General features: G+C 41.8%; 22 protein-coding genes and 8 pseudogenes. 26 read left to right on the top strand and 4 right to left on the bottom strand.

Annotated features, from left to right (window positions below; all coding sequences use genetic code 11):
• The first annotated feature begins 18 nt into the window (after positions 1-18).
• Positions 19-1,318, top strand: a pseudogene (locus tag JCM19055_RS32535) (MFS transporter).
• Positions 1,319-1,377: 59 nt separating this feature from the next.
• Positions 1,378-3,411 (top strand): penicillin-binding protein 2, encoded by a 2,034-nt coding sequence (locus JCM19055_RS21960; protein ID WP_042361378.1) that lies wholly within the window; start codon positions 1,378-1,380, stop codon positions 3,409-3,411.
• 58 nt (positions 3,412-3,469) lie between these two features.
• Here JCM19055_RS21960 and JCM19055_RS21955 read toward each other — a convergent pair whose 3' ends face one another.
• Both JCM19055_RS21955 and JCM19055_RS21950 read right to left on the bottom strand, forming a co-directional pair.
• Positions 3,470-3,925, bottom strand: a complete 456-nt coding sequence (locus JCM19055_RS21955) for a hypothetical protein (RefSeq protein WP_042361375.1) — start codon at positions 3,923-3,925, stop codon at positions 3,470-3,472.
• Between the two features lie 79 nt (positions 3,926-4,004).
• Complete coding sequence (locus tag JCM19055_RS21950) at positions 4,005-4,274, bottom strand: hypothetical protein (protein WP_042361374.1); 270 nt, start codon at positions 4,272-4,274, stop codon at positions 4,005-4,007.
• Between the two features lie 125 nt (positions 4,275-4,399).
• Between JCM19055_RS21950 and rpmG the strand changes: the two are divergent.
• The 6 genes and pseudogenes from rpmG (at position 4,400) to JCM19055_RS21925 (ending at position 7,781) form a co-directional block, all read left to right on the top strand.
• Positions 4,400-4,551: pseudogene (rpmG, locus tag JCM19055_RS21945) on the top strand (50S ribosomal protein L33).
• Positions 4,552-4,654: 103 nt separating this feature from the next.
• Positions 4,655-5,166 (top strand): annotated as a pseudogene (locus JCM19055_RS21940) (5-formyltetrahydrofolate cyclo-ligase).
• Positions 5,163-5,339, top strand: a complete 177-nt coding sequence (locus tag JCM19055_RS26825) for a DUF92 domain-containing protein (protein WP_152550028.1) — start codon at positions 5,163-5,165, stop codon at positions 5,337-5,339. Before JCM19055_RS21940 ends, JCM19055_RS26825 begins: the two are co-directional and overlap by 4 nt.
• Positions 5,333-5,911 (top strand): annotated as a pseudogene (locus JCM19055_RS32530) (DUF92 domain-containing protein). The gene JCM19055_RS26825 and the pseudogene JCM19055_RS32530 overlap by 7 nt, the downstream one beginning before the upstream one ends.
• 45 nt (positions 5,912-5,956) lie before the next feature.
• The gene (locus JCM19055_RS21930) at positions 5,957-6,139 is read left to right on the top strand and encodes a hypothetical protein (protein ID WP_042361371.1); all 183 of its coding nucleotides are present in this window, start codon (positions 5,957-5,959) and stop codon (positions 6,137-6,139) included.
• A 76-nt stretch (positions 6,140-6,215) separates the two neighbouring features.
• Entirely contained in the window at positions 6,216-7,781 is a 1,566-nt protein-coding gene (locus JCM19055_RS21925) for a rhomboid family intramembrane serine protease (RefSeq protein WP_042361370.1), read from the top strand.
• 576 nt (positions 7,782-8,357) lie between these two features.
• Here the strand turns inward: JCM19055_RS21925 and JCM19055_RS21920 are convergent.
• Positions 8,358-8,576 carry a hypothetical protein gene (locus JCM19055_RS21920; RefSeq protein ID WP_042361368.1) on the bottom strand — a complete coding sequence of 73 codons (219 nt, stop codon included), beginning with the start codon at positions 8,574-8,576 and terminating at the stop codon, positions 8,358-8,360.
• 143 nt (positions 8,577-8,719) lie between these two features.
• Here JCM19055_RS21920 and JCM19055_RS21915 point away from each other — a divergent pair, with 143 nt between their 5' ends.
• The 10 genes and pseudogenes from JCM19055_RS21915 to JCM19055_RS27800 all read left to right on the top strand — a co-directional run bounded on the left by JCM19055_RS21915 (position 8,720) and on the right by JCM19055_RS27800 (position 15,878).
• Positions 8,720-9,178 (top strand): DUF5626 family protein, encoded by a 459-nt coding sequence (locus JCM19055_RS21915; RefSeq protein ID WP_042361366.1) that lies wholly within the window; start codon positions 8,720-8,722, stop codon positions 9,176-9,178.
• 214 nt (positions 9,179-9,392) lie between these two features.
• Positions 9,393-9,890: a hypothetical protein gene (locus JCM19055_RS21910; RefSeq protein WP_042361365.1), complete on the top strand. Its 498-nt coding sequence runs from the start codon at positions 9,393-9,395 to the stop codon at positions 9,888-9,890.
• A gap of 20 nt (positions 9,891-9,910) precedes the next feature.
• Complete coding sequence (locus JCM19055_RS21905) at positions 9,911-10,132, top strand: YqgQ family protein (protein ID WP_193745548.1); 222 nt, start codon at positions 9,911-9,913, stop codon at positions 10,130-10,132.
• Positions 10,129-11,088, top strand: a complete 960-nt coding sequence (locus JCM19055_RS21900) for an ROK family glucokinase (protein WP_042361362.1) — start codon at positions 10,129-10,131, stop codon at positions 11,086-11,088. The genes JCM19055_RS21905 and JCM19055_RS21900 overlap by 4 nt, the downstream gene beginning before the upstream one ends.
• A pseudogene (rocF, locus tag JCM19055_RS21895) lies at positions 11,085-11,986 on the top strand (arginase). Before JCM19055_RS21900 ends, rocF begins: the two are co-directional and overlap by 4 nt.
• Positions 11,987-12,006: 20 nt before the next feature.
• Positions 12,007-13,426, top strand: a pseudogene (aspA, locus tag JCM19055_RS21890) (aspartate ammonia-lyase).
• 162 nt (positions 13,427-13,588) lie between these two features.
• Positions 13,589-14,212 (top strand): C40 family peptidase, encoded by a 624-nt coding sequence (locus JCM19055_RS21885; RefSeq protein WP_042361360.1) that lies wholly within the window; start codon positions 13,589-13,591, stop codon positions 14,210-14,212.
• Positions 14,212-14,871: an NlpC/P60 family protein gene (locus tag JCM19055_RS24935; RefSeq protein ID WP_052366654.1), complete on the top strand. Its 660-nt coding sequence runs from the start codon at positions 14,212-14,214 to the stop codon at positions 14,869-14,871. Before JCM19055_RS21885 ends, JCM19055_RS24935 begins: the two co-directional genes overlap by 1 nt.
• On the top strand, positions 14,861-15,736 hold the full coding sequence (locus JCM19055_RS21880; RefSeq protein ID WP_265182471.1) for an NlpC/P60 family protein: 876 nt from the start codon (positions 14,861-14,863) through the stop codon (positions 15,734-15,736). The genes JCM19055_RS24935 and JCM19055_RS21880 overlap by 11 nt, the downstream gene beginning before the upstream one ends.
• Positions 15,717-15,878 (top strand): hypothetical protein, encoded by a 162-nt coding sequence (locus JCM19055_RS27800; protein WP_193745547.1) that lies wholly within the window; start codon positions 15,717-15,719, stop codon positions 15,876-15,878. The genes JCM19055_RS21880 and JCM19055_RS27800 overlap by 20 nt, the downstream gene beginning before the upstream one ends.
• A 98-nt stretch (positions 15,879-15,976) precedes the next feature.
• On the opposite strand, the pseudogene JCM19055_RS21875 reads toward JCM19055_RS27800, so the two are convergent.
• A pseudogene (locus JCM19055_RS21875) lies at positions 15,977-17,169 on the bottom strand (ornithine--oxo-acid transaminase).
• A gap of 125 nt (positions 17,170-17,294) precedes the next feature.
• Between JCM19055_RS21875 and JCM19055_RS21870 the strand changes: the two are divergent.
• The 8 genes and pseudogenes from JCM19055_RS21870 to JCM19055_RS21840 all read left to right on the top strand — a co-directional run.
• Positions 17,295-18,629 (top strand): annotated as a pseudogene (locus tag JCM19055_RS21870) (sigma-54 interaction domain-containing protein).
• Between the two features lie 19 nt (positions 18,630-18,648).
• Positions 18,649-19,308 (top strand): thiamine phosphate synthase, encoded by a 660-nt coding sequence (thiE, locus tag JCM19055_RS21865; RefSeq protein WP_042361359.1) that lies wholly within the window; start codon positions 18,649-18,651, stop codon positions 19,306-19,308.
• Positions 19,278-19,859 carry a hypothetical protein gene (locus JCM19055_RS21860; protein WP_042361358.1) on the top strand — a complete coding sequence of 194 codons (582 nt, stop codon included), beginning with the start codon at positions 19,278-19,280 and terminating at the stop codon, positions 19,857-19,859. The genes thiE and JCM19055_RS21860 overlap by 31 nt, the downstream gene beginning before the upstream one ends.
• Positions 19,860-20,015: 156 nt before the next feature.
• A complete protein-coding gene (locus JCM19055_RS21855; RefSeq protein WP_042361357.1) occupies positions 20,016-20,351 on the top strand; it encodes a hypothetical protein in 336 nt (111 codons plus the stop codon).
• A 134-nt stretch (positions 20,352-20,485) separates the two neighbouring features.
• The gene (locus tag JCM19055_RS21850; RefSeq protein WP_042361356.1) at positions 20,486-20,770 is read left to right on the top strand and encodes a hypothetical protein; all 285 of its coding nucleotides are present in this window, start codon (positions 20,486-20,488) and stop codon (positions 20,768-20,770) included.
• A gap of 194 nt (positions 20,771-20,964) precedes the next feature.
• Positions 20,965-21,900 carry an ATPase, T2SS/T4P/T4SS family gene (locus JCM19055_RS21845; protein ID WP_042361380.1) on the top strand — a complete coding sequence of 312 codons (936 nt, stop codon included), beginning with the start codon at positions 20,965-20,967 and terminating at the stop codon, positions 21,898-21,900.
• Positions 21,897-22,046: a hypothetical protein gene (locus JCM19055_RS27795; RefSeq protein ID WP_193745546.1), complete on the top strand. Its 150-nt coding sequence runs from the start codon at positions 21,897-21,899 to the stop codon at positions 22,044-22,046. Before JCM19055_RS21845 ends, JCM19055_RS27795 begins: the two co-directional genes overlap by 4 nt.
• A gap of 132 nt (positions 22,047-22,178) precedes the next feature.
• Positions 22,179-22,900, top strand: a 722-nt coding sequence (locus JCM19055_RS21840) for a type II secretion system F family protein (protein ID WP_042361354.1), incomplete at its 3' end; no start/stop codon positions are given.

Here is a 22,900-nt window from a genome sequence, read left to right as displayed (position 1 = left end):
GTGAGGTGGCGGATGCGGTTGTGGTTAAAGAATTTAATTCCAGACTTCGTTTATCATAATAAAGACTTTAAGTTGTTACTACTTACGGGGGCTTGTATGCATTAAGTACAGCGCTTTCTAATACGTTTGTGAACGTTTACTTATGGAAGCAATCTGAAGATATTTTAGCGATTGCTTTATACAATTTAGCTTCGGTACTATTCCAACCGCTGGCGTTTTTTTTAGCGGGGCGCTTAACGAAACGTCTTGATCGTACGACGGTGTTACGGATTGGGGTTGGAATGCTAGCAGTATTTTATTTAGTTGTGCTACTAGCTGGAACGAATGCGAGTCAAATGCTTATCATTCTAGGGGCGATTCTAGGTCTTGGGTTTGGTGTGTATTGGCTTGCGTTTAACGTGTTAACTTTTGAAATTACTGAGCCTGAGACGAGAGATGTCTTTAATGGGTTTTTAGGGTTGTTTTCGTCGTTTGCTGGGATGATTGGTCCGTTTACAGCTGGATGATCATTCACTATTTTCCTGGATTTGTTGGGTATCAAACGATTTTTGCAATTTCACTATTGTTGTTTGCGGTAGCGGTCGTGTTGTCGTTTTACTTTAAACGTAGAAATTCGTCAGGCATTTTTAGGATAAGTAGTGTGTGGCAACGACGTCATGAAGATGATGATTGGAGAAGGATTCTCTTTGCCCATTTTTTTCAAGGGTTACGAGAAGGTGTCTTTGTTTTTATTATCGTGATTTGGATTTATACGACGACCGGAAGTGAGATGGCGCTTGGGACGTATGGATTAATTACGTCGGCGATTTCGTTTTTAGCATACTTTCTTGTTGGTCGCTATTTAAAAGCGAAATATCGTAAAAATGGTATTTTAATTGGTGCGCTGTTGCTTTACCTTGCGCTGTTTATTATTATCGGTGATCAGACATTTACCCGTTTGCTTATTTATGGAATGATCATTTCATTTGCATATCCACTCGTGTTCGTCCCGTATGTTTCAATGACGTATGACATTATCGGTAAAGCGTACAAAGCCGCCTCGATGCGAGTCGAATACCTTGTGATGCGTGAATGGTTTTTAAATGCTGGACGTGCGTTTTCAATTGTTGGTTTTATGGTTGCCGTTCATTATATGGGCGAAGAGCGTGGCATTATGTTTACCTTGCTTCTCTTTGGTGCAGGGCACTTGTTTTTATATATGGCCATCCGTCCGATTGCTTTTGGACGAGCTGCGAAAAAAAACAACAAGAGTTCTCATCAAAAGGGATGGAAGATGCAGAGCGACAGTCGTAGTCACAAAATCGTCGTTTATCGCTAAAGACCCTCGTGATACAATAAGAACGGTTATGTTGAACACACAAGAGGGGAGCTTACATAATGGTGAATGATCGACGAAAAAATCACATCCCTTTTCGATTAAATGTGCTATTTTTCGGTGTGTTTATTTTATTTTCTGTGTTGATTTTAAGGCTAGGCTATATTCAAATTGTTGAAGGCGAGTCTTACGATTTAATGTTAAGTCAACAAGAAGAGCAAACAGCAAATGTGGATGCACCGCGGGGATTAATGATTGATCGCTATGACAATGTCGTTGTAGATAACGATTTGCAACTATCCTTGACGTATACAAATACACCGCGCAATGATCTTGAGCGTTATGAAATTGCGCATCAACTCGTGGACTATTTAAACATTGAAGATGAGCAAATTGAATCTGTGAATGCAAGAGAATGGAAAGATTATTATCTTTACAAAGGTTCTATGGAAGAAGACGGACCGATCTCGACACACGTTTCTAGTCTAACGACAGATCAAGAAGCGAATGAATTGGAAGATGATGAGTTTTATCAATTGCAATTAAATCGATTAGACGAAGAAGAGATTGCTGATAGCTTTTCATATGAAGAGCAACAAGCAGTTGTCATTTGGGCTGAGATGCTTAGCGGATACAACTATTCTCCGAATCGAATTGCAAGAAATTTAAGTGAAGAAGAAGCGCATCGACTCGGTGAAGTTTTGCATGATATGCCAGGGACGGATATTTTACGAGATTCTGAACGAATTTATCCTTACGGTAATTCATTTAGACGCCTATTTGGCGGGACAGGTAGCATTCCAGCAGAACAGTTGGATGGTTATGTTGGTCGTGGATATGAACGAAGCGACACGGTCGGCACGTCGTTTTTAGAGTCGCAGTATGAAAATGTGTTACGTGGCGAAAAAGCAGTCATGCGAACGGATGCAGAAGGAAATGTAACGACAGATCCAGGTCGTCGTGGTAATGATTTAATTTTAACGATTGATATGGCATTGCAACAAGAAGTAGAAGAGATTATCAATCAAGAAATGACAGGATCATTTATTGCTGATCGAGAAGCGTATGTCATTATGATGGAACCTGACACAGGAGAAATTTTAACGATTGCAGGATATGAAGGTGAAAACCTGGGTGCGACGACGAGTACTTTTGAAATGGGTTCAACAGTGAAGATGGCGACGATGTTAGCTGGCTATCATCACGGAGTTGTTGATCACGGCACGGTCGTTCGAGATGCACCGATTACTATTCCAAGCTCACCGACGATTCGTTCTTGGCAGACGATGGGATACATTAACGATATCGATGCCATCCGAAGATCCTCGAACATTTATATGACAGAAATCGCAATGAGACTTGCGGATTATAACATGTCAACGAATAGTTGGGGCGCATTGTCAGAGTCTTATCAAGCACTGCGGGATCATTACCGACAGTTTGGATTAGGAACGGAAACGGGAATTGATTTACCGAGTGAATCAACGGGTTTAATTGGAAACAACCAACAAGGTGAGGTATTGTTCTTAAGCTTTGGACAATATGATACGTACACGCCGATGCAACTTGCACAATATACCGCAACGATGGCTAACGGTGGAAAACGTATGAAACCTCAACTCGTTCGTGAAATTCATGAACCGAGTAACGGGGAAGAAAACTCAGGAGCGATCGTAAGACAAAGTCAACCAGAAGTATTAAATACCGTGGATAATTCAGATGCTGATTTTGAGCGCATGCAAACGGCAATGAGACAAGTGATTAGCGTCGGTGGCCAAGGAGGCGGGACGGCGAATAGTTACTTTAATTCTGCCACGTATGAAGCGGCTGGTAAGACGGGAACAGCTCAAATTATGACGAATGGTATGAATGGGAACAACCAATCGTTTGTAGGATATGCTCCTTTTGATGATCCAGAAGTTGCGATAGCTGTTGTTGTACCAAATGTAGCACTTGAACGTGCGGGTGGAAGACAAGGGATTGCAAACCATATTGCACGTGAATCGCTTCAAGCGTATTTCGATTTACAAGAAGATCGAAGTAATCCAGAACAAGAAGAAGATGAAGAAGAAATTTACGGTGACCCAGAAGCATAAAGGAAATGAAAATGCCATCAAAGTAGGTAAACTTTGATGGCATTTTTTTCTAATTCGGTTAAGGTGTTGTGAATGTCTCGATAATTTCATCGATCGAGTACTCATTGGTTACGTTATGAAGGCCGGTTTGAATTTGCGTTTGTCGTTCTCGTTCATAAAGCGGTTCAATAAATTCATTCGTTGTGGCGATGAAGCCGCTATCAACGAGTACTTGTGCAACGTCGTCACTCGTCATCCCTTCATGTATAACGACATAAAGTACCGTTTCTTCATTTTGTTCATCTACAATCCGTTCGGTTTCTGAGACAGGGAAATCATAGTCTCGCTCGAGTAATGCATTGTATAGTGTTTCATCGGTATAGTCATCAATTGAACTCGTCGGAGCAGCAGAGCGGACGGTTTCTGCGTTCGCGTCACTTTCGTTGTCATCTTGGAAGAAGTATTGAAACGAAATGACAACAACTGCTGCAACGAACAAGCCAGACGCAAGTCCACGCAATGTGTGAGGTGTCATCGTTACGATCCTTTTAGCGATGAAGGAAGCAGATGTAGCACTTCATCTTCACTAAGTTGTAGTTGTTTAGAAATGTCTACTACAGAATGACCGTGTGAGATTTTTTTTCAGCGATCGTCTGTTTTAGTTGATGCAATGAGCTCGTTTGTTTATCTTCTTTTGTTGTCGTGACTAACAATTCTTCTTCAAGCCGCTCTACTTTCGTTTGTAACGTATACACATCACCCATAAGTTGCAACGTATGCTGCTCAACCGATAGATCTTGTTTGACGTCTTGTTTTTGCTTTATGATAGATAAAATAAAGCAGAGGACGCTTAGACTTAATAAGATAATAACGACAATGTCCAACAAGATTCCCCCTTTTTTTAACGATAGTGCCATTATACTACGTGATGTGTACAACTTCATCTTGATTTATTGCCTAAAAACTGTTAGTATATGTTGGTATGATTGCGATGATAGGAGGGATACGGATGCGCGTTCAAGTAACACTTGCATGCACGGAAACGGGTGACCGCAACTATATAACAACAAAAAAAACAAACGTACTAATCCAGAGCGTATTGAATTTAAGAAATATAGTCCAAGACTACAAAAGCATACGCTCCACCGTGAAACGAAGTAAGCAGCAGATTTTTTGCTGCTTCTTTTTATATGGAAAAAAAGGTGAGGATACGGTGAATGAAAAAGAAATTCTTCGTAAATCGATACTAAATGCTCTTAAAACAATGACAGATGATGAGCTAGAACAAAGAGCTGAACCACTATATGAACGCTTCATGCAGCAACCGATCATTCAAGATGCGAAGACAGTGGCGCTAACAATAAGTATGGCACATGAATTGCCGACGAGGCACTCATCGAGAAGCTCTGGTCGTTGTCAAAAACGATCGTCGTACCGAGGGTCACGCGCTCTAAAGCAAGACAGATGGATTTTTACATACTTTCATCCTTTGAAAACTTAGTCACATCTTCGTTCGGGGTGTTAGAACCGGACGCAACGTCAGCAAAACAGATCGACAAAGCGTTAATTGATGTCGTTGTCGTACCAGGTGTTGCCTATGACGATAAAGGGTTTAGAGTTGGCTATGGCGGTGGCTATTACGATACATTTCTAGAAGAATATCCTCGCATTGCAACGATGAGCCTGCTATATGACTTTCAATTACAGCGGAAGGTGCATGTAGAGCCTCATGATCAACGTGTGGATTACTTAATCATTGAAGGTGAAAAAGGATGATGATATATAGTAGTGCAATTGCACTGATTGCCATCGTTGCGTATCGTTTTAAATCGTTAACAGGTTTGGGCGCACTGACTGCGTTTTTGATCGGTGTGTTAATTGCTTATTTCTTCGAAGTTCAAGGGTTAATCATATTAGCGTTATTTTTTTTATTACGAGTACGGTGTTAGGGAGGTTAAAAGCTTCTTCGTTTACTCGTGAAAAGGAACAACGAACATCGCTTCAAGTGCTCGCTAATGGCGGAGTTGCAGCTGTGGCAGCCTTGCTCGTGCCTTTTTTTTGGCGACATTGCGGTGTACCTTTTTCTAGCATCACTTGCTGCTGCGACAAGTGATACATGGGCTACAGAAATTGGAAGACGTTATGGTGGGAAACCATTTCAATTAAGACAAATCTCTAAAGATGAAATTGGACGTTCGGGTGCGATGACTTTTATTGGAACGTTGGCTAGTCTTGCTGGCAGTTCCTCATTGCGATCGCAGGTTTTGCGTTGTTTTCGTTACCTGCGATTTCAATTGTGATCGTTACGTTGGCTGGGTTTATCGGTGCGTTTGTTGATACGGTCGTTGGTGCTTTTATTCAGGAAGAACGACGTTGTGTCGTTTGCGGTGACTTAACAGAGGACAAGCATCATTGTGAAAGGCAAACGGTGTTCGACCGTGGTGTACCAAAGATCACTAATAATGTCGTCAACTTCATATGTACGAGTTCGGCGGCGCTCATCATTTTGCTATTTGTATAGTGTTTTTCTTTTTAAAGCAAACTAAAAAGAAAAAGGTGATGAGCAATGAAAAGACTACTATGTTTTCTACTCGTAATGGTCGTGACAGCTATTCTGTATCAATACCGCCACGTATTTATTAATAAATTACTTATGAATGAAGCGAGAAGACGTTTTATCATTTCTACGATGATGAACATTAAACCGATTCGAAGGAGAATGTTAGCACGTTATTCTCCATTTCAATAGGAGATATTGTTCGCAACTATTCGTCAACTGCCTTAGTATTAGAGATAAGGGAATGAATAGATAAAGGATGAATGCAATGGAGGTTAGAGATCAAGACGTTCTCTTTTGGGAACTCGCCCATCATCTCGTTACTAAGAATAACTTTAAAGCCTTACACGTGAGTGGTGATCGTAAGCAACTATGGCTTGAAAGAGAGACCGACCACGACGTTACGGTCATCAGTATGTCTAAGATTGATATGGCGTACAGTCGTGGTCTAGAAGACCACATGAAAGAAGTGGCCAATCAATTTCAAGTGCTAAAGAAACCACCAAGAAAAAAAGAAGTGAATTACTATCATCTCTACGTAACGTCAATTGCACCGGTTGACAATTGGCAACAGAAAACGAATGAAATTCTTTATACAGATGCAAGCAAGAAGCGGCCTGTTGTCACAAAATTGTTTGCCGCTTCAATTGGTGCGCATCATGGGGATGACGTCAATCGCTTTTTAGAAACCATTCAAGCGAGTGAAGGCTTCCCGACGAAAGAGCAGATGTTGCCTGATCACGAACAAGTAAAACAACATCAAGTGACGAGAAAGCGCATTGAAGTTCTCGATGAGTTGGAACGTGAACAAAAAGAAATTCAAAAAGTTTTCGCCTACGGAAAGCCTAGGTTTACGATGGTGCTACTCGTACTCATCGCAACCGTTTTTATTCTTATTGAAACGCTCGCCAGTTCTCAAGACGTGTTAGCACTGATTGATTTTGGCGCAAAATACAACCCAGCGATCGACGATGGTGAAGTGTGGCGTTTTGTCACATCGATGTTTTTGCATATCGGCATTTTTCACTTGTTAATGAACGCATTAGCGCTCTTTTACTTAGGGAATGCGGTTGAGCGAATTTATGGTACCGGACGGTTTGTGTTTATTTATTTCGCAGCTGGAATTGTCGGTTCAATTGCGAGTTATGCGTTCACATCCCAAGTATCAGCAGGTGCAAGTGGAGCAATCTTTGGTTGTTTTGGAGCGTTGTTATACTTTGGTCTCGTGTATCGTGACCTGTTCTTTAAGACGATGGGAAAAAGCTTGCTCATCATCTTAGCGATTAATATTGTCTTTGGAACCGTTGTTCCGATGGTTGATAACGGTGCGCACATGGGCGGATTACTTGGCGGGTTTTTAGCCGCGTCCATCGTTCAGTTGCCACACGTTAAACACGGTTTACGAAGAGTCATTGGAGCGGTCTCATTGTTGGTCGTTGCAGCAGGTGTTTTTACATACGGGTACGTTAGTGAAGCTTCGGTTAGTTCGCTACCACTTGTTGAAATGCAAATCAGCCAAGAGTTAATGGAAGAAGAGCGTTTTGATGAGGCGTATGAAGTGATGTCTGAAGTGATTGATCATACAGAGGCTCCTGAAGCGTACTTCGTCATTGGCAACAGTGAAGTAGGGCGACATAATTACGAAGAAGCATTGCACTATTATAAGCAAGCCGTTGAAGGGAATCCAGACTTTCATGAAGCGGTGTACAATTTAGGGTATACGTACTATCAACTCGGTGATGAAGAACAAGGTCGTGAGTACGTGGAGCAAGCGATGGAGATGGACCCGGACAATTCTCATTATGAAGATTTCTATGAGCGGATGGAAGGGTAAATGAAGAAAGGCTAATAAGATGTCCATAGGCTACTGAGAATGTCGGCGTACGTACCAGAAAAAATATGCACACACTTTAGTATGTGGTTTCTGTGGTTGCGCTTGCCGCGGGCGTTGCTTAAGCTAACTTTACTTCCGTAAGCGTCTTCGCCACGGCAGCCACTTTTTTTTCTTCTGCGAAGTGTATATACGAAATTACACGTAGTGTATTTCGCCAATAATTTAGATTTAAAAGCTTATGCTTAGAACGTCTCTAGAGACGTTCTAAGACTGTTGAGAAACTTAAACGTACCAACCTGAGTACTCGTAAATGAGTAAGCGGCTTCTGTGGCTACGCTTGCCGCGGGCGTTGCCTCAGCTATCGTGCTTCGCACGATGATCTTCGGCTAACGCTACTCCCGCAGGCGTCTTCGCCACGACAGGCGCTTTTATATGGCATGTTGAGTTTATAAAAGCAAAATTAAAATGTATAATTTCAATACTCTGGAATTTGGAAGTTCATTAATCTCCACTTATAAGAACAGCACTTTTTCGACACTCCGGGAACTCTCTAGAGACGTTCTTTTTTTTGTTGAATCAACTAACGATTAGATTATAGATCGTTATTGTTAGCCCTAAAACGGCTAAAATAATTGCGAGCCAACAGAATGCTCTGCCAATCCTGATGAACCGGTCTTCTGGAGGAAAGTATAAGAGACCGACGATTGCAAGCAGAGCACCTAATGGTAAAAACATAACGCTCCCTATGCCTAATACCAGACTGAGTACCCGGTCTCTCGTTAATGAATGAACCATATTGTCACCACCTTAACTTCTACAAGGTTTTCCCTTAAGAAACACATAGTAAACGAAAATTTAGAAAAAAACAAAAAACAAGGTAGAACTTACCATAAAAAGGGAATAGGAATCAGTGAATACACTGATTGAGGTGGTTGTTAATGCAGTGGAATATAGGTACGTTAGGATGGAAGATTTTCTTGCCGATTGGTGTTTTAGCAGTTGTTGTAATTGTTTCTGCAATGATTGTTTCCTCTCATTCAGAAGCTCATGTTTACCTAGATGAGGAACAACAAGAAGATGGTCAAAGCTCAATTTTAGGTATCGAACAAATTTCTTCGAGTAATCCAAAGATGGATACGTACAGAGCGTATCGTAATGTTGGGACGTACCAAGTTGAATATTATGTTGATGTATCTACAGAAGATCATGTAATTGTTGATGCGTATGATCTATCGTTTAGAGTAATTGGTGGGACGTTTAACGGCGTACCGGAAGTACAGCATAATGATGAACGTGCGACGTTTAATGAGAGTCTAACAGCTAGCGGTGGAATTAGTAGTTATATGATTACTTTATTTGTAGACATTGAAGATGATCGTTTAGTCGTGACGTATTAAAGAAGTGTTTGTGATCTTATTAAAGCTACGACGTTTACTAAACGTCGTAGCTTTTTTTTGATCGAAGTTATGTGAAGTTGCATTCACGACCGATCTCTTACAAACCTGCAATCTTGCTTTGGTGATCAAAACGCAGCAGATTTAAAACAAATGACAAGTCTTCGTTTTTCTGTGCATACACATGTACGACCTAAACAAAAAGGAGCCCATAATTATGATTGCTGCGTTTATGGTCGCTGTTGCTTTTGGGGCAATGCTCGTACATCAACGTGTCACGGATGTCGAAAAATGGATGCTATTAATCGTCCTCTTGTTTGGAGGTTGCGGTTATTTAGGGTTAGTACTTGCGAACTCTTACTTTGCGTTTTTGTCGCCATCTTGGTTAAGTGGGTTTTGGTCAACGTGTACGATAATCTTTATTACTGCAGCTGTCGTTGGTTATCATCCGTACTACGGGTTTTTTTGGACGGAAAGATGTACGGATTTGGGCGAGTATGCTCGGGTTATTTTTCTTAACAGGTGCACTTGTGAACGTCTGGTTCTCGCAAATCCTCACGTTTATTTTACTTCTTATTATATTTGTCATTGGAATGTTTGCAGGTTTTTATTTACAAAATCTGCTTTCCTTACAGTGGTCTCGTTTTCGCTACTTACCTTATGTCCCTCTCGTATTTCTAGTTTTCGCGACCGCGGGAAAGTTGCTATAATGTAGCTATGGAAGATTTTAAAAATGTGTATGATATACGTCAGTTTTTAATGAAATACAACAGTGTCATTTATACGAGAGATCCAATTACCGATTTATACTTAATGGAGGAAGAACTACGAGCGCTCTATGATGTCAAACTCATTGACCCAAAGCGCTACATGCATGGCAAGTTATTGCTCGGTCGTGAAGCAGAGCGCCTTCAAACCGAACACAACAAAAAAACAAACGACATGGAGGAGTTATGAACGTCGTAATCGGGGTGGATATTGGCGCGAGTACCATAAAGTTAGGCGCATTTACGACCTTGGGCCAATTGCAATACAAATGGTCGATCAAAACCAATGTTGCAAATAACGGTGAGTCCATTGCAAGTGATATTGCAATGAGTATAAAAAGACAGATGCGACCGAGCGATAAGCTTTTAAGCATTGGTATTGGTGTTCCAGGTTTTGTTCCTGCAAAAAGAGGCGTTGTTCACGGAGCAGTAAATGTTGGTTGGAAAGAGTACAACCTCAAGGCGCGGATTGAACGACTGCTGGATGTTTCAGCCTTTGTGAACAACGATGCGAACCTTGCAGCGCTTGGGGAATATTGGCAAGGAGCAGGACAACAAAATGAAACACTCTTACTCGTAACGCTTGGTACTGGTGTTGGTGGTGGCATTATTCATCGTGGAGAAATAATAAATGGCCCAAATGGTACAGGTGGAGAGATTGGACATGTTACAATAAAGCCAGGAGGTAGACTTTGCGCGTGTAATCGACGCGGTTGTTTAGAAGAATACATAGGAACAAAAGGATTTGCGAATACGTTGCATGACAAATTAAGTGAAAAACGTAACGTTACAACCGAGCTTGAGTGGGGTGACTCTGTCGAGTCCATTGTACAAGCTGCAAAATCTGGTGATTACGTGGCACTTGAGATTATCGAAGAGTGTACGTATTATTTAGCGCTTGCTCTTGCAAACGCTGTCACGCTGATCAATCCGAACAAAGTATTGATTGGCGGAGGGATTTCAGCTGCTCGCGATTCGCTTTTTCAGCCGCTTCGTGAGCACTTTTCTCGTTTTGCACTGCTTGAAACAGACCCTAAGACGTTAATTGTGCCTGCAAAACTGGGCAATGAAGCCGGGATTTACGGTGCAGCAAAGCTGGCACTAGATCGTCACAGCGCAGAGATTAATCATCTGAGAGGAGAATGAATCAAATGAATAAAGCGATATCAATTGTAGGTGTACCGATGGACTTAGGACAAAGTCGAAGAGGAGTGGACATGGGTCCAAGCGCAATTCGGTATGCAGGCGCAGTCGAACGAATTGAGAATTTATCGTACGCAATTGAAGACCGTGGAGATATTTTGATTGAACGTCCTACTGAGAAAGAAGCATCTCCTTCCAACTTAAAACATTTACATACTGTTGTTAACGCAAGTCTTGCATTAAAACGTACAGTTTCTGAAATTGTAGAAAATGGCAAATTTCCGCTCGTTTTTGGTGGGGATCATAGCATCGCGATCGGATCACTCGCAGGAATTACGCCACATTATGAACAACTCGGCGTTATATGGTATGATGCTCACGGAGACCTTAACACTGAAGAAACATCCCCATCAGGAATATCCACGGCATGCCACTTTCGGTAGCGCTCGGTCGGGGAAATAAGCAGTTAACTGAACTTTTTCAAGATCATCCTTTAAAAGAAGAAAACATCGTATTAATTGGTGTTCGTGCGTTAGACGAAGCTGAGAAAGAATTTATTAGAACGTCTAATATTACCGTTTTTACGATGCATGAAGTGGATCGCCTCGGAATGACTGAGGTGATGTCACGTGCGCTTAAACATCTTGAACATTGTGATGGCATCCACCTAAGCTTAGATCTAGATGGTCTAGATCCACTGGATGCTCCTGGAGTTGGGACGCCAGTTGTAGGTGGACTGTCTTATCGCGAAAGTCATCTTGCGATGGAAATGTTGCACGAGTCAAAACGCATCACGTCGTGTGAATTTGTTGAAGTAAATCCGATACTTGATGAGAAGAATAAAACAGCAGAAGCTGCCGTTGCTCTGATGGGTTCGTTATTTGGTGAGAAGTTAAAATAACTGGAGGGGACAATTGTCTCATGGAAGCAAAAGAATACCGCATTGAACGAGATTTTTTTAGGGGAAAAACACGTTCCGGTTGATGCTTATTACGGCATTCAAACGGTACGAGCTATGGAGAACTTTCCAATTACTGGCTATCCGCCACATCCTGCACTAATTCAAGCATTTGGTTACGTGAAGAAAGCTGCAGCAATGGCGAACCGTGACGTTGGAAACCTGAACGAGTCACTTGCAAGTGCAATTATCCGCGCATCAGAAGAAGTCATTGAAGGACAACATAACGGTGAATTTGTCGTTGATGCTATTCAAGGTGGTGCAGGAACTTCATTTAACATGAACGCAAATGAAGTGATTGCCAATCGAGCAATTGAAATTTTAGGATACGAGAAAGGCGATTATATGAGATTGAGTCCAAACACGCACGTGAACATGGCTCAATCAACGAATGACGCGTTTCCAACGGCGATCCATATTTCAGCTCTAAAGCTTTCAAAAGGCTTGCAAAACGCGTTAGATGCGGTCATTGATACATTAGAGAAAAAAGAAGCAGCATTTGATGATGTCATTAAAATGGGACGTACGCATCTTCAAGATGCCGTGCCAATTCGTCTCGGTCAAGAGATGGGTGCGTATCGTCGCATGTTAGAGCGCGATCGTGGACGTATTCGTCGTGCGCTTGACAACTTGTATGAAATTAACATGGGAGCTACAGCCGTTGGGACAGGCTTAAATGCTCAGCCGGAGTATATTAAAACAGTTTCTGAGTATTTAGCGCAACTGACGGGTCTTCCACTCGTAAGTGCGAAGCATCTCGTCGATGCAACGCAGAACACAGACGCTTACACAGAGCTATCTGGCTCGTTGAAAGTCCTTGCCATTAACCTTTCAAAAATGGCAAATGACTTGCGTTTAATGAGTTCAGGACCGAAGACAGGCATTAATGAAATTAACTTGCCTGCACGTCAACCAGGCTCTTCAATCATGCCAGGTAAAGTGAATCCGGTCATGTGTGAAGTTGTGAACCAAATCTCATTCCAAGTAATCGGAAACGACCAGACAATCTCATTGGCTTCAGAAGCGGGGCAACTTGAGTTAAACGTAATGGAACCAGTGCTCGTGTTTAACTTGTTGCAATCCTTATCCATTCTTGATAATGGATTAACTGTCTTCCGCAAGTATGCGCTTGAAGGTATGACGGCGAATGTGGAGCATAGTAAAGAACAAGTTCATCGAAGTGTCGGTATTGTGACGGCAATTAACCCTCACGTCGGTTATGAAGTCGCTTCGAGAGTCGCAAAAGAAGCACTTTCAACTGGACGTTCAGTAAAAGAGATTTGCCTCGAGCGTGGCATTCTTTCTGAAGAAGAACTCGATGAAATTCTAGATGCACAAGAAATGACGAACCCAGGAATCGCTGGTAAACGTTTCATGGAATAATACATGACAGAGCTGTCTCGTAAATTACTTACGGGTAGGCTCTTTTTTTATGTTGTTAATCGGTGATGATGTTTGTTTAGAAAAGTAGGAATTCCCCATCGAGAAATGCTCCAACAATCCCTATACTAAGAGTTCATTATAGTTTATTAAGGTGGTGAAGAAGTGAAGCAATTAAAACGATTCGTCTTGTTCGTTTTTCTAATCATACTTGTTCCAGAACTAGCTAATGCAGAAGATTCAAACGACCGAGTAGCAAATCTCGCTCTTGAGATGGTTGGAGAAGATCAACAAGGGTTTTTAACGTCTGAGTTTGTCCAACATGTGTATGAAGAAGCGATTGGTGTACATCTACCAAGATTTTCAAGAGAACAACAACAAATGGGACAAGACATCGAGCGAAGTGACTTACAGTCTGGCGATGTCGTATTTTTCCAAGGTTCTTCTTTGATGTCTGGGATTTACATTAACGATGGACGCTTTGTGATTGTCACGAGTGAAGGCATTTCAGAGCGCAATTTTAATCATAGTGATTACTGGTCAGACGCCTATCATGGGGCGGTAAGATTTAGTCAGGATGAGGAGATTGACCCGGCAGCAGAACTGGCTTTAGAAAACGTTGGTGACAATGATCAAAGCTTCATTACTTCAGAGTTTGTTCAGTTTATTTATGAAGAAGCGAAAGGGATTTCGTTGCGTCGCGCAGCAAGTGATCAATGGATTGAAGGCCGTGATGTTGACCAATTACAATCGGGAGATATTGTGTTTTTTTTCAAGGTAGCTTCTTAATGTCAGGCATCTACATTGGCAATGGACAATTTGTCATCGTAACGAGTGAAGGTATTGTCTTACGTAACATGGAAACGAGTAGTTATTATCAAGATCGATACGTTGGGGCTAAACGGTATGATGGAGATACACCCCCGTCAACGGATCATGACATTGTGCAGTTGGCACGTGAACTTATAGGTACACTGTATAATCGCACTGGTTCAAGTCCAGAGGAAGGGTTTAATTCAGGCTCATTTGTCTATTACGTGTACAAGGAAATCACCGGAAGTTGGCTTTCAAAACGAACGCCAGCATTGTACGAAGCTGGTATGGAGGTTGAACGGGAAGAACTGGAACCAGGAGATCTCGTCTTTTTCGAAAATGATGATGAAGAATTGATCGCGGGAATCTATTCAGAAGATGATCAGTTTGTCATTGCAACGTCATCAGGCGTTGAAGAACGGCATTTGGATTACAATACGTATTATTCGGATCGTTATGTCGGTGCTGCACGCTATACCGATGATCGATTGGAAAAATCAAATCCACTGACCTATGAGGATCATGAGAACCCGATTATTAGGGAGGCGATGAACTATATCGGAACCCCGTATTTAATGACCGGAAGTACGTTGGATGCATTTGATTGCTCCTTTTTTTGTACAAATGGTTTTTAGGGAAGCGATGGATGTTCATTTACCCCGAATTAGTTATAAGCAATGGGAAGTAGGAGAAACAATGCTTCCTGAAGGCACGGACATTAATGACGTTGATTTAGATGAAGAGTTGCGCCCTGGAGATGTCTTATATTTCTCAGGAACGTGGCAAGAAGACATCTCTCACACTGCCATTTATTTAGGAGAAGATTACATCATTCACGCAACGGGAGAAGAAGGACAGACAACGATTTCTTATATGAGTGAGTATTGGCGAGATCATTTCACCGGAGCAAAACGGTTTGATGATTTGACGATCCAGTACGACAATGAGGCAATTTTTGAAGCCTATCAATTGCTTGGCACGGATTATAAACAAGGTGGTACTTCCCCAGATGATGGTTTTGATACAGGAGGCTTTGTACAGTACGTATACAACGAAGCTTATCATTACGAGCTTCCTCGTTTTGGGAGAGAACAGTGGCAAGAAGGAACAGAAGTTTCAATGGAAGCAGCTGAACCGGGAGATCTTCTGTTCTTCCAAGGTTCGAGCATTATTCCTGCGCTGTATATCGGAAACAATCAAATGATTGTGACGACCGTTTCAAACGGTGTAACGGTGATTGATTTGACAACGAGTGAGTATTGGCCACCACGATTGCTCGGTGCAAGAACGTATGATACAGACCGACGTGACCTTGAAGTCGTTCAAATTGCAAGAAGTTATATTGATCATTCGTTTGATGATACGTCTGCAACATTTATGCAACAGCTCTTTAACGAAGCGTCAGGCATTGAATTACCAGATAACATCGATGACTTACAACAAACGGGTGAGAGCATCCATGTTGAAGAACTAAACGAAGGTGACCTTCTGTTTTTTTGAGAATCCGAAGTTAGTTGGAATTTACACTGGTGATGGTCAATTCATTACAATTGTACAAGATCAAGTATCTGAACAATCATTAGACGGAGAACAGCGATGGCTTGATCGGTTTGTAGAAGGAAGAACGATGAATGACGTGTGAAACGTTAACTAGCTAAACGTTCTGAATACATTTAAACGAGCTCATCGAAGGATTCGATGAGCTCGTATTATTAGATTGCCTAATTGCTGTCTGAGAGATTAGCTAGCAAATACTTCGTTAAGTTTCGCAATCGCAAAATCAAGATCTTCTTTCGAGATCGTAAGAGGTGGCGCAAGGCGTAGTACATTTTCGTGTGTTTCTTTACAGAGCATGCCTTTTTCCATTAAGCTTTCGCAATATTTTCTTGCGGGTTCATGCAATTCGATTCCGATAAACAACCCTCTTCCGCGTACTTCTTTAATGGCAGGGTGCTTAATTTTTTTGCACTCTTCCATAAAATAATTGCCTAATTTTTCGGCACGTTGAGCGAGGTCTTCTTCAATAATGACGTCCATGGCAGCGATGGATACGGCACATGCAAGCGGATTTCCACCAAACGTTGAGCCGTGCGATCCAGGTTCAAAGAGGTTGAGCACGTCTTCGTCTCCACAAACCGCAGAAATTGGCATAACTCCCCCGCCAAGTGCCTTCCCGAGAATGTAAAGGTCAGGCGTAACATCTTCATGTTCACAAGCGAACATTTTCCCTGTACGAGCGAGACCACATTGAATTTCATCAGCAATCATCAGTACATTTTCTTTCGTACATAACTCACGAACGTCTTGCAAAAATCCAGTCGGTGGAATTAGATTCCCGCTTCACCTTGAACTGGTTCGAACATAAATGCAGCCGTGTTTTCTGTGATGGCAGCTTTTAATGCATCGATATCACCGTAGGGAATGACTTTGATCCCTGGAAGAAGTGGACCGAAGTCTTTTTGGTATTCTTCGTTTGATGACAATGACACGGCAGCGAGCGTACGGCCATGGAAATTGTCTGTACAAACGATAATCTCAGCTTGGTTGTTCGGGATGCCTTTTACGCGGTAACCCCATCGACGTGCCGCTTTAATTGCTGTTTCTACGGCTTCTGCTCCAGTGTTCATCGGTAGAATTTTATTTTTACCTGTTAGGTTAGATAGCTTCTCATAAAATGGTCCAATTTGGTCGTTATGGAAAGCGCGAGAGGATAAAGTTAATCGATCGGCTTGCGCTTTTAATGCATCAATAATTTTAGGGTGACGATGACCTTGGTTGACTGCTGAATAAGCGCTTAGCATATCAAGAAATTCGTTGCCATCCGCGTCTTTCACCCAAGAGCCAGTTCCTTCAGAGATCACGACAGGAAGTGGGTGATAATTTGGTGCTCCGTAATGATCGTGTTGTGAAATTAAGTTTTTAGTATTCGACATGTATAGTCACTCCTTTTCTCACCTTTATTCTTATGCAAATTTCAAGCCAACTATAGAAGAGGTGTGTCAAAAAAAATGCTGGATTTGCTATAATAAAAGAATCAATTGGGAAAGGGGAACGTCCTATGGTTATGAGCCGGGAAAGTGTGTGTCATTTATTATCTTTACTTGACGTTGGCGTCCATATTATTGATCAACGTGGAGTGACGATGTACTACAACGATCAGATGGCAACGATTGAAGGCATGGACCCACAAGACGTCATTAACCGGCCAGTCCAAGAGGTTTTCTCTTTCAAGCGCGTTGAAGACAGTACATTGCTTACAGCGATTCATACAAAACAAAGTTCACGGTCTAGAAAACAATCATACAAAAACGCATATGGTCATGATGTGACAACGATTAATCGGACGAGCCCATTGTATGACGCGGATCGATGCATCGGGGCGGTCGAGCTGTCTCGAGATGTGACACGGTTAGAGCATTATATGGAGCAAAGTGCGACGAAGCGGCAGAGTGAAAGGTTTACGTTTGCTGATATTATCGGACATTCGAAAGCGTTGCTTCGTGTGATTGAAGAAGCAAAGCGGGCTACTCGAACGACGTCTTCGGTTCTAGTTATCGGTGAAACGGGGACGGGAAAAGAGTTGTTTGCTGAAAGTATTCATACTGGAAGTGAACGACAAAATGGTCCATATGTAACCCAAAACTGTGCCGCCATCCCAGAAACGTTGCTTGAGAGTATTTTGTTTGGAACCGCCACGGGAGCTTTTACCGGTGCAAAAGAAAAGGCTGGCTTGTTTGAACAAGCGAATGGGGGCACGTTGCTTTTAGATGAGCTTAATTCCTTGCCGATGGTGCTTCAAGCGAAACTACTACGCGTCTTGCAAGATAAGCGCGTGCGGCGGGTCGGTGCAATTCAAGATCAAAAAGTCGATGTAAGGGTCGTTGCGACGATGAACGAAGACCCGATCGTAGCAATTGAAGAAGGACGACTTCGTCGTGATTTGTATTACCGCCTAAACGTCGTTAGTCTGCACGTACCCCCTCTGCGGGAACGAAAAGAAGACATTGAGCCGCTCGTTTTCTCGTTCGTTAATAAATTTAACAAGCGATTCAATTTAAAGATTCGAGAATGAGTGAAGTTTATGCGTCAGTTGCACGATCATGATTACCCAGGCAATGTAAGAGAACTGGAGCATGTTATTGAAGGAGCAATGAATTTTATCGACGACGAAGATGTTTGTTTACGACAAGAACACCTGCCAAATTATTTTGCAGTAGTAGCAGAACGTTCTGAGTCCGTGACAACATCGCAAACCTTTCATGATTACATGTATGAACAAGAACGGCAGTACTTACAACGTGCTTTACAAGAACATCACGGAAACATTTCGCAAACAGCGAAAGCCATTGGTATGAGTCGGCAGACACTTCAATACCGAATCAAAAAAAACTAAACATAAAGGAAGATACATGATGCTTCAAAATGGTCTATACGCAATTACAGCAGAGGAGTTGCATCCTGGACGCCCTCTTCTTGAAGTAATGGAAGAAACGCTTCAGGGTGGTGCCAAAATGATTCAATATCGTGACAAAAATGGTTCTAAGAAACAAGTCATCGAGAATGCAAGGGCGCTTTCTGCATTAGCCAAAAGCTACGATGTTCCGTTTATTATGAATGATCATTTAGATGTGGCACTGATTATTGATGCTGACGGGGTTCATTTTGGTCAAGATGACGTTCCGCTCACCGAAGCAAGAAAGCTACTCGGACCGAACAAGCTCATCGGAATCTCTACACATTCACTCGAAGAAGCAGTATGTGCAGAACGAGACGGGGCGGATTATATCGGTGTTGGTCCGGTTTTTGCTACGGCTACGAAAAAAGATGCGCAACAAGAAATCGGCCTTACATTGTTACGAGAAATTGTCGAAGGTGTTGCCATTCCAACGGTTGCTATTGGTGGAATTAATCAGCAAAATGCATTGTCAGTCATTGAAACAGGCGTAACACAAGTTGCTGTTATTAGTGATGTGTTACAAGCAACATCGGTAAAACAAGCAGCGCAGACGTTTCAAACTTTATATGATCAGGGGAGAAAAAAATGTTTAAAGGTAGCAACAAATGGATGTTAATTATACCAGGTGCTTTAATGGTTTTCCTTTTCGTTGGTGGATACTTTTATGTTTCAAGTGCAGATCGTATTGATCATGAAGAATTAAAAGAGACACTAACGCTAGAAGGGCACATTGAAGAAGAAACGGTATCTGTTCATTGGGACTGGGGAATGCTTCCTGATGGAGAGATTGAAGGCGAAGAGTATGTGGGTGTGATGTTTTATGATGACAACGATGAACAAATCCACGGATCAGAAGTCGTAGATGCATCGGTCACGTTATACCAAAGCGGAAATGAAACGAATGAACTCGAAGGAGATATTGTTGACGATGGTGTTATCTTCTCATTTCCAAACCGTCTAGATGCCTATACTGTATACGGGGTTGAAGGAGAGGCAACAATTGAACTTGAAACAACGGTCGATCGTGCAGAAGTGTATTACTTGCACACGTGGGAAAACCATGCAGGACAACGTGGAGACGACCCATCCTTTGAAGACCCACCGTTCCCTGGGATGGACGCTTATGATTATTTCTACTGGGTGAAAGAAATAGAGATCACGAACTAAATTTAACAACAGCAAAAAGACTGCAGCAAATGCATTTTGCTGCAGTCTTTTTGCTGTTTCGTGAGTGCTTATAAATAATGTAAGTCTAAAGTCTTGTTTCGATTGAATGGTGATTGGGTAAAGTTACCTACTTAATTGAAATTGGAGGGCTTTTAAATGTATCGAATTACCATTGTAAACGTTGAGCATAAAGTTATTGGCATTCATTGGACGAGTGAATTAACTTCAGAAGGAGTTGAAGAAGCTAATCGTGACATTGAACGACTCATTCAACAATTCTCTACACCAGGATTTGATGTGCTCGTTTATATGCAAGATGTCACTGCATTCCAACCAGAAACGCAAAAGGCAATCGTATCCCATCAGGAATGGCTATTAGAAGTTGGCATGCAACGAGCAGCTGTGATTGTAAAAAGTCAAGTTGCTAAATTACAGTTAAAGCGAACAACAAGGCAATCCAAACATAAACGAGAATTGCATTTTTTTGACTGAAGACGAGGCGTTGTCATTTTTAATAGAAAACCCCGTGCATGAACAAATCACCTAAGATTAACTCAAAAAATAATGCAAAAATTAAGAAGTTGGATTACTCTAACAGAAACAACTAAACATATTGAGGGATCGTTATGTGGGTAATCGTAGGGGTTGTTGCTATAGTAGCAACGATTACTAATCTTTGTATGTACAAATCAGGTAAGGATTATAAGCTTGCCATGGCGATGGGGTTGTCATTTACGGCTTTAACACTTTGTGCAGAATATAGTCTTGTGTCAGATTGGGTAAAAGTTGAAGATTGGGCAGCTTTATTGGATGTCGTACCGGGTATGGAGAGAGCTTTATGGGTTTTTACAATCGTTTCTATTCTACTAAATATAGCTCCAATTATTTTGGAGCAAAAAGCTAAGAAATAAAGACAAGCTAAACAAACAGAACTCCTGCTTTTGTGGGATTCTGTTTTTTAGTAATGATCGTTAGCAGGATAACTTTTTTCAAAAAAAATAGAACAAAACAAAAGAAGGAATCTGTAGTTCACTGTCGAATCTTTACGGTTGAGAGAGTTGACAAGAAGCTAGAAAGGAAGGTGAGGCGTTGGTTGGGATTGTGTATGAAGATGTTCATTCACTATTTCAAGCGGCTTTTTTTAGAATGTTCGACAGATGTACACTTTCATCCGCTTAAAGAGCAAACAATCGTTTATTTTCGGAAGCAAGGTGTTTTATTGGAACATAGTCGCCTGCCCCGTAAGCTTAGCGATAAGCTTATTGCACATTTGAAGTTCCAGTCAGGCATGGATATTGGGGAGCGAAGGATGCCTCAAGACGGTTCGCTATCGTTTCAGTTTGGTGAAGAACACGTTGCGATTCGGCTTTCAACGATGCCCGTTACTTTTGGTGAACGCTTAGCTGCTCGATTACTTCCGCTTTCAAATCAATATCAAATCGAGACCTTAACGACGGACGTTAACGCTAAGAAACAACTGCAGCAATTTTGTACACTTACCCACGGATTAATTCTACTCACAGGACCAACGGGTTCTGGTAAGACAACAACGATGTATGCCCTACTTGAAGAAGTATCAAATGATCAACTCCGCCACATCATTTCTGTAGAAGACCCTATTGAAAAACCCAATCCACTTTATACCCAATTGCAAGTGAATGAACAAGCTGGATTAAGTTATGCGAACGCATTAAAGGCGGCGCTTCGTCACGATCCGGATGTGCTGATGATCGGAGAGGTTCGAGATGAAATTACCGCCAAAATTGCAGTGAGAGCCGCAATGACAGGTCACCTCGTGCTCACTTCATTACACACGAGACATCCTGCAGGTGCACTCGTGAGATTGATGGAATTCGGCCTTAGTGCCAATTATTTGTATGAAAGTGTCGTTGCAGTTGTATCTCAAACGCTTGTTACCCATCCGTCAGGCAGGGTGGCATCTTATCAGTTTTTGAGTGGCGAGCCTTTGCTATTGCAAATTGCACGTTGCCAGGAACAGAATTTACTTGATCATGAATTGCCACTCGGTACGTATGTATGAAGAAAAAGTGGAAAGCGAGTGACAAAGCGAACTTTTTCTTGAATTTAAGTCGGCTGCTTGAGCGAGGGTACACGTTGCATCATGGCGCGTCGTTATTAGGAATACAAGACGGTCCTATGCGAAATCAATCATTGCGAATTGGTTGACGGCACTCGGGGAAGGAAAGTCGTGGGGAGAGGCGTTGGAGCGGTTAGAATTGCCTAACGATATTCAAGCTTATTTATTTTTTTTCGGAACGATATGGCCGACTAAATCGAGGGTTTTATTACGCTGGACGGATGTTAAAAGAGCGTGAAAAAATCAAACAGCAATTCATGACGATTGCACGATATCCAATTTTGTTAATTTGGATCATCGCAATGTTATTCTCCTTTATGGTTTTCTTCGTGTTTCCTCAATTCGAAGCTTTATTTCAAACGATGGATATTGAATACCCCGCAATTACAACGATGACCTTCCTATTCTTTCAATCCATTCCTTATGGTTTCCTTCTGCTTTTGATCGTGATTACGATCGGTGTGATCTATTATTATGGATCATTTAAGAACAAATCGAGCCTAGAACAATATCATCTCATACTAAAAATCCCTCTCATCAACCGTCTGCTTCGTATGTACTTGACGTATTCGTTTAGCCTCCAGTTCGGGCAACTGTTAAAAGGAGGACTGCATGTTTTAGATGTGCTTACAGTGTTTGTCGACCAAAGCCGTCTGTCTATTTTTAAAGAAGAAGGAGAACGAATGAAAGAAGAATTAAACGAAGGATTGCAGTTTCCAGACGTTGTCGTCAACAGTGGCTGCTACACAGCAGAGTTTAAAGAAATTATTCAACACGGTCAGCAAACAGGAAAACTTGCAGATGATTTGATTCACTATAGTGAAATGCTCTGGAAGGATCTATTACAACGTGTGCAACAAATCACGATGACGATTCAACCGATTTTATTTCTCGTTATTGGACTGTTTATGTTGTTGCTCTTTCTGTCTATATTCTTACCGAT

The sequence above is a fragment of the Geomicrobium sp. JCM 19055 genome (assembly GCF_000698185.1).
Taxonomy (GTDB): Bacteria; Bacillota; Bacilli; order Bacillales; family Marinococcaceae; genus Geomicrobium_A; species Geomicrobium_A sediminis.
The sequence above is the reverse complement of the archived record's forward strand: the minus strand, read 5'-3'. Positions and strand labels throughout refer to the sequence as shown.